At 73.3% G+C, this 14,631-nt stretch carries 1 protein-coding gene; it reads left to right on the forward strand.

Annotated elements, in window-relative coordinates; translation table 11 throughout:
- Positions 1-14,586, forward strand: coding sequence for a type I polyketide synthase (locus tag OG709_RS28425; RefSeq protein ID WP_329168070.1), 14,586 nt, complete (start codon positions 1-3; stop codon positions 14,584-14,586).
- Positions 14,587-14,631: the final 45 nt, after the last annotated feature.

Below are 14,631 nucleotides of genomic sequence, written 5' to 3' on the forward strand. Positions count from 1 at the left end.
ATGACGGCATCCTCCGACAAGATCGTCGATGCGCTGCGTGCGGCGCTGCGTGACAACGAGCGGCTCAAGCAGCACAACCAGCGCCTGGAACAGGTCGCGCACGAGCCGATCGCGATCGTGGGCATGGGCTGCCGACTGCCCGGCGGCATCGAAAACCCGGAGCAGTTCTGGCAGTTGCTGTCCCGGGGCGCGGACGCCATCTCCGACTTCCCGGAGCGGCCGGGCTGGGAGGTGGAGAAGCTCGTCGACCCCGACCCGGACCGGCGCGGCACCACCTACGTCAGCCAGGGCGGCTTCCTGCACGACGCGGACCGGTTCGACGCTGGCTTCTTCGGCATCTCACCGCGCGAGGCCCTGGCGATGGACCCCCAGCAGCGGCTGCTCCTGGAGGTCGCCTGGGAGACGCTGGAACAGGCCCGCATCCCACCGGCCTCGCTGCGGTCCACCGCGACCGGTGTGTTCACCGGCGCGACCGGCGCGGACTACGGCCCGCTCATGGCCCAGTCGGGGATCGACACCGACGGTTACCTGGCGACGGGCAGCGCCGCGAGTGTCGCGTCGGGCCGTATCTCGTACGTCCTCGGCCTGGAGGGGCCGGCCGTGACCGTCGACACGGCGTGCTCCTCCTCGCTCGTCGCGCTGCACCTCGCCGTGCAGGCGCTGCGCTCCGGCGAGTGCTCGCTCGCCCTCGCGGGCGGTGCGACGCTGATGGCCAGCCCTTCCACGTTCCAGGAGTTCAGCCGCCAGCGCGGTCTCGCGGTCGACGGCCGGTGCAAGGCGTTCTCGGACGACGCGGACGGCACCAGCTGGAGCGAGGGTGTCGGCCTGCTCCTGGTGGAGCGGCTGTCGGACGCCCGGCGCAACGGGCACCGGGTGCTCGCCGTCGTACGGGGCAGCGCGACCAACCAGGACGGTGCGTCGAACGGTCTGACCGCGCCGAACGGCCTGTCCCAGCAGCGGGTGATCCGCCAGGCACTCGCCAACGCCGAGGTGGCGCCCGCCGAGGTCGACGTGGTCGAGGCGCACGGCACGGGCACCACGCTCGGCGACCCCATCGAGGCGCAGGCGCTCCTCGCCACGTACGGCCAGGACCGTGCCGAGGGCAGGCCGCTGTGGCTCGGCTCGGTCAAGTCGAACCTGGGGCACGCGCAGGGCGCCGCAGGCGTCGCCGGTGTGATGAAGGTGGTGCTCGCCATGCAGCACGGCGTCATGCCCAGGTCGCTGCACGTGGGTACGCCGTCGTCGCACGTGGACTGGTCGGCGGGCGCGGTGGAACTGCTCGCGGAGGAACGGGAGTGGCCGCGCGGGGACCGGCCGAGGCGGGCGGGTGTGTCCGCGTTCGGGATGAGCGGGACGAACGCGCACGTGATCGTGGAGGAGGCGCCGGAACCTCCGGCGACGGCCGAGCCCCCGGTGGCGCCGGTCGGTGCGGCCCCGGTGGCAGTGCCGTGGGTGCTGTCCGGGCGCAGCGCCGGGGCTCTGCGGGGTCAGGCCGCGGTGCTGGCCGACGTGGCCGGAACGGCTGATCCGGTGGACGTGGGCTGGTCGCTGGCGACGACCCGGTCGTCGTTCGAACACCGGGCCGTGGTGCCGGGTGGTTCCGGTGAGGGCCTGTCGGCGCTGGCCGCAGGCGAGTTGGCAGCGGGTGTGGTGAGCGGTGTGGCAGGGCCGGTGGGCCGGCCGGTGTTCGTGTTCCCGGGGCAGGGGGCGCAGTGGGTGGGCATGGCGGTGGAGCTGGCGGCTTCGTCGTCGGTGTTCGCGGGACGGTTGGCCGAGTGCGAGACGGTTCTGTCCGGCTTCGTGGATTGGTCGTTGGTGGATGTGTTGCGGGGGGTGGTGGGTGCGCCGTCGTTGGAGCGGGTGGATGTGGTGCAGCCGGTGTCGTTCGCGGTGATGGTGTCGTTGGCGGCGTTGTGGGAGTCGTTCGGGGTGGTGCCGTCGGTGGTGGTGGGGCATTCGCAGGGGGAGATCGCGGCTGCGTGTGTAGCGGGTGTGCTGTCCCTGGAGGATGCCGCGCGGATCGTGGTCGCACGGTCGCGTGCCATTGCGGCGTTGGCTGGTGCGGGGGTCGGGTCGGACGGTGTCGAGGGGACGATGGCGTCGGTCCGGGTGTCGGCCGGGCGTGTCCGGGAGCTGCTCGGTGGGTGGGCGGGCCGGGTGTCGGTGGCTGCGGTGAACGGGCCTTCTCAGGTGGTGGTTTCGGGGGAGGTGGCCGCGGTCGACGAGTTGGTGGCCGAGTGTGGTCGGCAGGGTGTCCGGGCCCGTCGTATCGCGGTGGACTATGCCTCGCACTCGGCTGCGATGGACGTCCTGCGGGTCGGGCTGGCGGCGGAGCTGAGCGGAGTCGCTCCGCGCGCGGGGCGGGTGCCGCTGCTGTCCACGGTGACCGGGGTGTTCGTCGATCCGCTCACGATGGACGGCGCGTACTGGTTCCGGAACCTACGCGAGCCGGTGCGGTTCGCCGACGCGATCGAGCGGTTGGCCGGCGAGGGCTACGGCACCTTCGTGGAGGTCTCCTCGCACCCGGTGCTCACCGCCGCGGTCGAGGAGAGCGTCGAGCAGGCGGGTGCCGAGCCCGGCGTGGTGGTGGGGTCGCTGCGCCGGAACGAGGGCGGCCCGGACCGGTTCCTGACGAGCGTGGCGGAGCTGTGGGTACGGGGGGCGGAGGTCGACTGGACCGCCGCGTTCCGGGATGCGCGGCCCCACGTGGTCGACCTCCCGACGTACGCCTTCCAACGCCGCAGCTACTGGCCGGAGTTCGCCGAAGAGACCGCCCCGGCCACCCGGGCCGACACCGTGGACGGGGAGTTCTGGGCGGCCGTCGAGCGCGAGGACGCGCCGGCGCTCGCCCACACGCTGCACACCGATACCGGAGCACTGGATCCACTGCTGCCCGCACTCGCCCGGTGGCGCAGGGAGCAGCGCGAGCAGAACACCACGGACAGCTGGCGCTACGAGGTCAAGTGGCGTCCGCGGAGCGGCACCACCGGCAGCCGGCCCGCACTGTCGGGCAACTGGCTGGTCGTCGTGCCCGAGGCCGACGCGGCCACGGAGCGGACCTTGGCCGTCGTCGACGCCCTGGTCACGCACGGCGCGGACGTGCGCACACTGCCGTTGCCCGCCGACGCCTGCGACCGGGCGTCACTCACCGACCTGCTCCGGGAGATCACCCCTCGGCCCGACGGCGTGCTGTCCCTGGCCGCACTCGACGAACGGCCGCTGCCCGCCGAGCCGTCGGTCTCCTACGGGCTGGCGACCACGGCCGTCCTGGTGCAGAGTCTCGGCGACGCGGGGATCGGGGCGCCGGTCTGGATCGCCACCGAAGGGGCGGTCGGTATCGGCCGCTCCGACCCGCTGAGCAGCGTGGAACAGGCGGCGGTCTGGGGCCTCGGCCGGGTCGTCGGACTGGAGCACCCGGACCGCTGGGGCGGGCTGATCGACCTGCCGGGGCAGGCCCTGGACGCGGGGCAGGCCCTGGACGCCCGTGCGGCGCAGCGGCTCGCCGCAGCTCTCGCCGACGGCACCGAGGACCAGATCGCCGTGCGGGCCTCCAGCTCCTACGTACGGCGGCTCGTGCACACCCCGCCCACCGACCGGCCGGGCACCCCGTGGCAGCCGCACGGCACCGCGCTGATCACTGGCGGTACCGGCGGTATCGGCTCCACGCTCGCCCGCTGGCTGGCGGCCCACGGTATCCAGCACCTGGTGCTGACCGGCCGACGCGGTGCGGAAGCCCCCGGAGTACCCGAACTCCAGGAGGAGTTGACAGCGCTCGGCGTCGGGGTCACCGTCGTCGCCTGTGACGTGGCGGACCGCGCGGCGCTGGCCCGGGTGCTCGACTCCGTACCGGACGAGCACCCGCTCACCACGGTCGTGCACGCGGCAGGCGTCGGGCAGTTCCGGCAGCTGGAGGCCTGCGACCCCGCGGACCTCGCCGACGTCATGCGAGCGAAGGTGCTCGGCGCCCGGCACCTCGACGAGCTGCTCGGCGACCGACCGCTCGACGCGTTCGTCCTGTTCTCGTCCAACGCCGGTGTCTGGGGCAGCGGCGGGCAGTCCGCGTACGCCGCGGCCAACGCGTTCCTGGACGCGCTGGCCGCCGACCGCCGCTCCCGCGGCCGGGTGGCGACCTCGGTGGCCTGGGGCGCCTGGGGCGGCGCGGGCATGGCGGCCGACGGGGGCATGGCGCAGCACCTGACCGCCCGGGGCATCCGGGCGATGCAGCCGGAACTGGCCCTCGCGGCACTCCGTGGCGCGGTCGAGCGCGACGAGACGTTCACCGTCGTCGCGGACATGGACTGGGAACGGTTCGCCCCCGCGTTCACGGCGGCCAGGCCGAGGCCGCTGCTCGACGAACTGGCCGAAGTACGGGCGGTGTCGGAGACGGGGGAGCCCCCGGCCGATCCCGACTCGACCACCGGCGCGCTCCGCACCCGGCTGGCCGGACGGTCCCCGGCCGAGCAGCTGAGGGACCTGCTCACCCTGGTGTGCACGCATGCCGCCGCGGTACTCGGCCACGAGGACACGAGCGCCATCGAGGCCGGACGCGCCTTCCGGGAACTCGGCTTCGACTCGCTGACCGCGATCGAACTGCGGAACCGGCTGAGCACGGTGACCGGGCTGCGACTGCCCGCCACCCTGGTCTTCGACCACGCCCAGCCACAGGCGCTGGCCGCCCGTCTCCGTACCGAGCTGACCGGGGAGGACTCCGGGCAGGACACGGTCGTACCGGGCGGCGCGGCCGACGACGAACCCATCGCGATCATCGGGATGAGCTGCCGGTTCCCCGGCAACGTGCGGTCGCCGGAAGAGCTCTGGCAGCTCCTGGCCGCGGGCACCGACGCGCTGACCCCGTTCCCCGCCGACCGCGGCTGGCCGTCCCACGTCGAAGGCGGCGTGAGCGAGGGGGGATTCGTCCACGACGCGATCGACTTCGATCCGGCCTTCTTCGGGATGAGCCCACGCGAGGCACTGGCGACGGACCCGCAGCAGCGGCTGGTCCTCGAAGCCGCCTGGGAGGCCTTCGAACACGCGGGCATCGCCCCCGACTCGGTGCGCGCCACCCGGACCGGCGTGTTCATGGGAGCCAACAACCAGGGATACGGGACGGGCCCCGACATCCCCGAAGGCGTCCAGGGGCATCTGCTCGTCGGGAACGCGACGAGCGTCGTCTCCGGGCGGGTCGCCTACACCCTGGGGCTCGAAGGCCCCGCCGTGACACTGGACACGGCGTGCTCGTCGTCCCTGGTGGCGCTGCACTGGGCAAGCAGGTCGCTGCGCTCGGGCGAGTCCACGCTGGCGCTGGCCGGCGGGGTCACCGTGCTGGTGACGCCCGACAGTTTCACCGAGTTCAGCCGCCAGGGCGGACTCGCCGGGGACGGCCGCTGCAAGGCGTTCTCCGACGGGGCGGACGGTACGGGCTGGGGCGAGGGCGTCGGCATCCTCGTCCTGGAGAAACTGTCCGACGCCCGCCGCAACGGACACCGGGTCCTCGCCCTCGTCACCGGCAGCGCCACCAACCAGGACGGCGCGTCCAACGGCCTGAGCGCGCCGAGCGGCCCCGCCCAGCAGCGGGTGATCCGGCAGGCCCTGGCCGACGCCGGACTGTCGGCGTCCGACGTGGACGCGGTCGAGGCGCACGGTACCGGCACGGCCCTGGGCGACCCGATCGAGGCACACGCTCTGCTGGCGACGTACGGCCAGGGGCGCGCCGCCGACCGGCCGCTGCGGCTCGGCTCGATCAAGTCGAACATCGGACACACCCAGTCGGCGGCCGGTGTCGCCGGAGTCATGAAGATGGTGCTCGCGATCCAGCACGGGGTGATGCCCAGGACGCTGCACGTGAGCACCCCTTCGACCCAGGTGGACTGGTCGGCCGGCGCGGTGGAACTGCTCACGGAGGAACGGGAGTGGACCCGCGGGGACGGGCCACGCCGCGCGGGCGTGTCGTCCTTCGGTATCAGCGGGACGAACGCACACGTGATCATCGAAGAGGCCCCGCGGGTTCCGGAGGCCTCGCAGTCCCCCCAGGTCCCGCAGATCCCGGAGGCCTCGCAGGTCCCGGAGGCCTCGCAGGTCCCGGAGACTGTGGAACCCGGCGGGTCCCGTCCCGGTTCCGATGCCGTGACGCACGCGGTGCCTGACGGGGTGCCCGACACGGTGAACCTGCCGGTGATCCCGTGGGTGATGTCGGCGAAGTCGCCCGCCGCACTCGTCGCGCAGGCGGACCGGCTGTCGTCCGCGACGGCCGGAAAGGCCCCCGCGGACGTGGCGTTGTCGCTGGCCACGACCCGTACGGCCCTGACACACCGGTCGGTGGTGCTCGGCGGAAGCACGGAAGAGCTGCGCTCCGCGTTGCGGTCGCTCGCCGACAGAACCCCGACGGCCGAGGGCGTCGTGTCGGGGGTGGCGGGCACCGGCCTGACCGCGTTCGTCTTCTCCGGCCAGGGCGGCCAACGGCCAGGAATGGGAACGGAGTTGGCCCACACCTTCCCGGTGTTCGACGCGGCGCTGAGCGAGGTGTGCGCCCACTTCGACGGGCTGCTCGACCGGCCGCTGCGCGCGATCATGGCCGAGGACCCCGAGGGGCTGCTGACGAACACGGGCTGGGCGCAGCCCGCACTGTTCGCGTTCGAGGTGGCCCTGTTCCGGCTGGTCGAGTCCTGGGGCCTGCGGCCGGACTGTCTGGTGGGCCACTCGGTCGGCGAACTGGCCGCCGCACACGCGGCCGGGGTGCTCCCGCTCGCGGACGCCTGCACGCTGGTCGCGGCACGGGCCGGGCTGATGGCGGCGCTGCCCGACGGCGGTGTGATGTGGGCGGTCCGGGCCTCGGCGGACGAGGTCCGGCCCCTGCTGACCGACGGGGTGTCCCTCGCAGCGGTCAACGCCCCCGGCCAACTGACCCTCTCGGGCACCCGGGAGGCCGTGGAGTCGGTCGTCGCCGCGCTGCCCGGCCGGGAGAACCGCCGGCTGGACGTCAGCCACGCCTTCCACTCCGGGCTGATGGACCCGATGCTGGAGGAGTTCGGCCGGGCCGCATCGGCCATCGGGATGCGCCGCCCGGAGATCCCGGTCGTGTCGAGCCTGACCGGCGAGGTGATCGAGGAGTTCACCGCGCGCTACTGGGTCGACCAGGTCCGGGGCACGGTCCGGTTCGCCGACGCGATCGCCCGTCTGACGGACCTCGGGGTGACCCGCTTCGCGGAACTCGGCCCGGACGCCGGGCTGATCGGCGCGATCGTCGAGACCACCGAGACCACCGAGACCACCGAGACCACCGAAACCGCTGAGACCACCGAGACCACCGAGACCGCTGAGACCGCTGAGACCACGGGGACCGCTGGGACCCCCCGGATCTCTGAGACCTCTGGGGCCTCCGAGATCACCAGGACGACCGGCGGCGGGCCGCTCGCGGTGTCGCTGCTGCGCCGGGACCGCCCGGAGCCCGCCACCGCCGTGACGGCGCTCGCCCGGCTGTGGGCGGACGGCTGCCCGGTCGACTGGCAGGCGTTCTACGCGCCGACCGGTGCCGCCGTCACCGACCTGCCCACGTACGCCTTCCAGCATCAGCGCTTCTGGCTGCACGGAACCGCCGCGGACCGCCCGTCGGGCACGGACCCGTGGAGCTACCGCACCGAATGGCGGCCGGTCACCGCCGGGCCGGGCGGTGACCTCACCGGACGCTGGTTGCTGCTCGCGCCCCGGCCCGACGCCGAGGGCCCGGTGTGCACCGCACTCGCGGAGGGCCTGCGGATATCAGGCGCAGAACCCGTACCGGTGGCGGTGGACGAGGAGGTGGACCGCGCCGCCCTCACGGAACTGCTGCGTGGCCACCCGGACGTCTCCGGAGTGCTCCTCCTGCTGAGCCCGTCGACCGGGCCCGGCGCCGCTGCCTCCGCGCTGGCTGCCGAGGTGATCCAGGCGCTGGGCGACGCAGCGGTGGCCGCCCCGCTCTGGTACGTCACCTCCGGCGCCGTCTCCATCGGCGGCTCGGACGTCCCGCCGCACCCCGGACTGGCCGCGGCCTGGGGCCTCGGCCGGGTCGCCGCACTCGAACACCCGGACCGCTGGGGCGGGTTGGCGGACCTTCCGGCCGCACCCGAAGCCCGGGACATCGGCCGGCTGACCGCGCTGCTCGCCGGGCGTTCCGGCGAGGACCAGTTCGCGATCCGGCCCGGCGGTGTCTTCGTACGACGGCTCGTGCGCGGCGCGTCCCCGGCTGGTCAGCACACTTCCACTGGTCAGCACGCTGTCGCTGGTCAGCGCACTGCCGCCGAGTGGCCCCTGGGCGGCACCGTGCTGATCACCGGAGGCACCGGCGCACTCGGGAGCGAGGTCGCCCGGTGGCTGGCCGGTCGCGGCGCGGCCCGGCTCGTCCTGCTCGGCCGACGCGGCGCGGAAACCCCCGGCGCGGACCTGCTCCGGGCGGAACTGACCGCTTCCGGCGCCGAGGTCACCATCGTGGCCTGCGACGCATCGGACCGCGACGCGCTCGCCGCGGCCGTCCGGACCCTGGACGCCGACGGGGTGGCCATCGACGCGGTGGTGCACGCCGCCGGTGTCGTCGACGACGCCCTGCTGCACACCACGACCCCGCAGCAACTGGCAGCCGTATGGGCGGCGAAGGCGACGGCCGCCGCCCACCTGCACGAACTCCTGGGCGACCGTGAGCTGTCCGCGTTCGTGCTGTTCTCCTCCCTCGCGGGCACCCTCGGCTCCGTGGGACAGGCCGGATACGCGGCGGCGAACGCCTATCTGGACGGGCTCGCGGAGACCCGCACCCGTGCCGGGCTCCCGGCCCTGTCCGTCGCCTGGGGCCCGTGGGCCGGCGCCGGGATGGCCGCCACCGAAGCCCTGGCGGAAGGCATGCGGCAGCACGGACTGAACCCGATGGACTCCGCGCCCGCGCTGGCAGCCCTGGAACGGGCCCTGTCCGGCGGCGTGCCCTGCACCGTGATCGCCGACGTGGACTGGGCACGGTTGAGCGCCCGGGACACCGCGCACCCCGCACCGCTCATCGCCGAACTCACCGGCCGTACGCCCGCCCCCACCACGGACGGGCCGCCGGACGGCGACACCGCGCTGCGCCGCGACGTACTGGCGCTGCCCCCGGCCGCACGCCACGACGCGGTCCTGGAAGCCGTACGCACCCAGGCCGCCGCCGTGCTCGGTCACCCGTCCATCGAACCGGTCGAACCCGGCGCCGCGTTCTCGGCACTCGGCTTCGACTCCCTGCTCGCACTCGACCTCCGCTCCCGGCTCAACTCGCTGACCGGGCTGGCCCTTCCGGCCACGCTCGTGTTCGACCGGCCGACCGCCGACTCGCTCGCCCGGTACCTGCTCGACGAACTCACCGGCACCCGCCGGCACCCGCAGACGGACGGCCCGTCCCCGGATCGGCCGGCCCACGCCGACGACGAACCGATCGCCGTCGTCAGCATGAGCTGCCGGTTCGCCGGTGGCGTCGACACCCCCGAAGACCTGTGGCGGCTGCTCTCCGACGGGGCCGACGCGATGTCGGCGTTCCCCGAGGACCGCGGCTGGGACACCGCGTCGCTCTACCACCCGGACCCCGACCACGAAGGCACCTGCTACGTCCAGGAGGGCGGCTTCCTGCACGGCGCGGGGGACTTCGACGCCGAGCTCTTCGGCATCAACCCGCGCGAAGCCCTCGCCATGGACCCCCAGCAGCGGCTGCTCCTGGAGTGCTCCTGGGAGGCACTGGAGCGGGCCGGGATCGACCCGAAGGCCGTACGCGGCAGCCGCATCGGAGTGTTCGCCGGGACCAACGGCCAGGACTACCCCGCCGCTCTGCAGGGCTCCGCCGAGAACGTCGCGGGCTACGTCGCCACCGGCAGCGCGGCCAGCGTGTTCTCCGGCCGCGTCGCCTACGCCTTCGGCCTCGAAGGACCCGCCCTGACCGTGGACACCGCCTGTTCGGCCTCGCTGGTCGCCCTCCACCTGGCCTGCCAGGCCCTGCGCGCGGGCGAATGCACCGCGGCGCTGGTGGGCGGTGCGACCGTGATGAGCACCCCGGGCGTGTTCATGGAGTTCAGCAGGCAGCGGGCCCTGTCGGCGGACGGCCGGTGCAAGGCGTTCTCCGACGACGCCGACGGCACGGGCTGGGGAGAGGGCGTGGGCCTGGTCATGGTCGAGCGCCTCTCCGACGCCCGCCGCAACGGCCACCCGGTGCTCGCCGTCATCCGGGGAACCGCGGTCAACCAGGACGGTGCGTCCAACGGTCTCACCGCGCCCAGCGGCCCCGCCCAGCAGCGGGTGATCCGTCAGGCCCTCTCCAACGCGGGGCTGTCGGCTTCGGACGTGGACGTGGTGGAGGCGCACGGTACGGGTACCGCGCTGGGCGACCCGATCGAGGCGCAGGCCCTGCTCGCCACCTACGGCCAGGACCGCCCGGACGACCGGCCGCTCTGGCTCGGCTCCGTCAAGTCGAACCTCGGCCACACCCAGGCGGCGGCCGGTCTGGCCGGGGTCATCAAGATGGTGCTGGCACTGCGCCACGGCACACTGCCCAGGACACTGCATGTCTCCGCGCCGTCCTCGCACGTCAACTGGGGCGACGGCAGCGTACGACTACTGACGGAGCCCCGCCCCTGGCCCGGCCTCGACCGGCCGCGCCGCGCTGGTGTCTCCGCCTTCGGCGTCAGCGGCACCAACGCCCACGCCATCCTGGAACAGGCACCCGAACCGGCCCCGGCCGAGCCGCCCGTATCTTCGCTCCCGGCCCCGCCCGGCCTGGTCGACCCCACCGGCCTTGACCTTGAGGGTCAGGCCACCGAAGACGCCGCACCTGTCGCACCTGTCGCACCTGCCGCACCGGCCTCGTCGGGGCCCCCGGTCGTACCGTGGCTGCTGTCCGGGAAGACAGCAGAAGCACTCGCCGGTCAGGCCGCACGGCTGCTTCCCATGGCCCGGACAGGTGCTGACGGCGATCGGACCCCTTCCCCGGGTGACATCGCCCGGTCACTCGCCACCTCGCGCGCGGCACTCGAACAGCGCGCCGCCGTCATCGGTGCCACACCCGACGAGATGGCAGCGGGCCTGACCTCTCTCGCGGACGGCCGGGAGGCACACCACCTCGTCACCGGGACCGCAGGCGCCCCGGGGAAGACGGTGTTCGTCTTCCCCGGCCAGGGCAGTCAGTGGCTCGGCATGGCCACGGAACTCCGGGATTCCTCACCGGTGTTCGCCGCGAAGCTGGCCGACTGCGAAGAGGCACTCGCCGAGTTCGTGGACTGGTCACTGACCGGCGTACTGCGCGGCGACCCTGCCGCGCCCGGTCTCGACCGGGTGGACGTGGTGCAGCCCGCACTGTTCGCGGTGATGGTCTCGCTGGCGGAGCTCTGGCAGTCCTCCGGGGTCCGCCCCCATGCGGTGATCGGCCACTCCCAGGGCGAGATCGCGGCGGCCTGCGTCGCCGGAGCACTCTCGCTGCGCGACGCCGCCCGGGTGGTCTGCCTGCGGAGCCAGGCACTGATCGCGCTCGGACCCGACCGGCCGGCCCCCGCCGGACCCGGTGCCGACCCCACAGCTCCGACAATTCCGAGCGCTTCGACCGCCGCTTCGACCGAACAGGCACCGGCGTCGGAGGGCGGGATGGTCTCGCTCATGCTCGACCCCGCGCAGGTCGGTGAGCTGATCGCCGGATACGACGGCCGCCTCTCGGTCGCGGCGGTCAACGGCCCCGCGTCGGTCGTCGTCTCGGGCGACGCACAAGCCCTGGACCTGCTCCTTCGCGACTGCGCCGACCGGGGAACCCGGGCGAGGCGCATCCCGGTGAACTACGCCTCGCACTCCGCGCACGTCGACCGGATCCGCGAAGAGCTGCTCACCGCACTGAGCCCGACGGCGCCACGGCAGCCCGTCGTGCCCATGCTGTCGACGCTCACCGGGGAATGGATCGGCGCGGACGAGGCGGGCACGGTCGACGCCGACTACTGGTTCCGCAACCTGCGCCGGCCCGTCATGCTGGCCCCGGCGATCCGCGAACTGGCAGCGACCGGCCACCGGACCTTCGTGGAGATCAGCCCGCACCCGGTCCTGACCGTTCCCGTGCAGGAAACGCTCGACGCCCTCGACGTCACCGCCGGAAGGGTCTTCGTGGGCGGCTCGCTGCGCCGCGACGACGGCGGCGCGCGACGCTTCACCACCTCCCTCGCCGAGGCCTACGTGACCGGAGTGGACGTCGACTGGACGTCCGTGCTCGGCGAAGCCGGGCCGGACCACGTCGAACTCCCCACGTACGCCTTCCAGCACCGGACCTTCTGGCCCCGCCCCGCCGAACGCGACGAGGCCCCGACGAACGCCGACCCGGTGGACAGTGCGTTCTGGGAGGCGGTCGAGCAGGAGAACCTGGACGGCCTGGCCGACACCCTCGGTCTCGGCACCCCCGCACTCGCCGAGGTTCTGCCCGCCCTGGCCGGCTGGCGGCGTACGCGACGCGAAGCGACGGCCCTGGACTCCTGGCGCTACCGCGTCACCTGGCGTCCGCTCACCGACCGCCAGTCCGGGCAGCAGTCCGGCCGGAACTCCGATCGGCCGTCGTTCCAACTCGACGGGAACTGGCTCCTGTTGGCCTCCGACGCGAGCGACCCGCAGTGGAGCGGGGCGATCGGCCGGGCACTGGACGCCTCCGGAGCACACCTGGTGACGGTGGAGGTCGACCCGGCCACACTCACCCGCGAGAACTTCGCCGCACAGCTGGGCCGCCACCTGAGCGAGGCAGGCCGGATCGACGGCGTCCTCTCCCTGCTCGGAGTCGATGAACAGCCACATCCTGCGCATCCCGCGATGTCCACCGGACTGGCCGCGACCCTGCTCCTGACCCAGGCGATGGCCGACGCGGCACTCGACGCACCTCTGTGGCTGGCGACCCGGGAAGCGGTCCTGGCCACCCCGGTCGACCGGCTCTCCGGCCTCCGCCAGGGACAGATCTGGGGCCTCGGCCGGGTCATCGGACTCGAACACCCCGATCGTTGGGGCGGATTGATCGACCTGCCCGCAGAAATCGACGAACGGGCCGCACACCGACTGCGCCAGGCCCTCGGCGGCATCATCGGCACCGGCGGTTCCGGTGGTTCTGGTGGTTCCTCCGGCTCCAGCTCCAGCTCCAGCTCCGGTTCCGGCGCCGGACCGGGAGAGGATCAGATCGCCGTACGCGAACAGGGCCTGTTCGTGCGGAGGCTGGTACACGCACCGGTCGGCGACACGCCTCCCCGGCGCGACTGGCAGCCGCGGGACACCGCACTCATCACCGGCGGAACGGGCGGGATCGGCGCACAGGTGGCCCGCTGGCTGGCCGAGGCCGGTACCGAACACCTCGTGCTGACCAGCCGGCGGGGAGACACCGCCCCGGGCGCAGCCGAGTTGCGCACCCAACTGACCGCCCTCGGCGCCCGGGTGACCTTCGCGGCCTGCGACGTCGCCGACCGCGAGGCACTGACCGCGCTGGTGTCCGGCCTGCGGGCCGAAGGCGAGCAGATCCGTACCGTCGTGCACGCGGCCGGAGTGGTACAGGCCACCGCGCTGCGGGAGATGAGTCTGGGTGAGTGCGCCGAGGTGCTCTCCGCCAAGGCACTGGGCGCGGCCCATCTGGACGCACTGTTCGACGACGAACCGCTGGACGCCTTCGTCCTGTTCTCGTCCAACGCCGGAGTCTGGGGCAGTGGTGGCCAGGGCGCGTACGCGGCGGCCAACGCTTCCCTCGACGTACTCGCGCAGTCACGCCAGGAGCGTAGCCTCGCCGCGACCTCCATCGCCTGGGGTGCCTGGGGCGGCGGCGGAATGGCCGCGGACCCCGGGGCCGAGGAACACCTGCGCCGCAGTGGCGTCCTGGTGATGGCACCGGAACAGGCCCTCGCCGCACTGCGCCAGGCCCTGGAGCACCAGGACACCGTGGTGGCCGTCGCCGATGTGGACTGGGCCCGGTTCGCGCCGACCTTCGCCGCCGCGAGACCGCGCCCGCTGCTCGACGAACTGCCGGAGGCACGAAGGGCCTTGCGCGAATCGCAAGCCCCCGTCGGGGAAACCGGCACACCCGGCACCGGGCCGGGCGAGCGGCTGCGGAACATGCCGCAGGCCGAGCGCGAGGCCGCGCTGCTCGACCTGGTGCGCTCCGCCGTCGCCGCCGTACTGGGTCACCAGAGCCCCCAGGCGGTCGAAGCCGGACGGGCCTTCAAGGACCTCGGCTTCGACTCCCTGACCTCCGTCGAGCTGCGTAACAGGCTGACCTCCGCGACCGGCCTGACCCTGCCCGCGACCCTGGTCTTCGACCACCCGACCCCGCTCGACCTGACGGCCCTGCTGCGCGCCGAGTTCGCCGGTGAGCAGCAGGAGCTTCCGCCGGAACAGGCAGTGCTCTCCGACTTGGACAAGCTTGAGGCCGGAATTTCAGCTCTTTCCCCAGACCACGACCTGGACGCCGTTCAGGCCAGGCTGCGAAGCCTAATCTCGACGCTGGGCGACAGGCAGTCCGCCGAAACCGGCCAGCCTGTGTCCCGAAAGCTGGAGACAGCCTCCGACGACGAGCTGTTCGAATTCATCCACCGGGAGTTCGGTAAGTCTTCTTGAGGCGGGTGCGCCGAAGCTACCGATTCCCGTGGCGACGCCTACAGG

This window comes from Streptomyces sp. NBC_01267 (genome assembly GCF_036241575.1).
Taxonomy (GTDB): Bacteria; Actinomycetota; Actinomycetes; order Streptomycetales; family Streptomycetaceae; genus Streptomyces.

What these genes read in the sequence shown, in the direction of transcription:
- OG709_RS28425 (WP_329168070.1), top strand. Translation starts at nt 1, where the DNA reads ATGACGGCATCCTCCGACAAGATCGTCGATGCGCTGCGTGCGGCGCTG.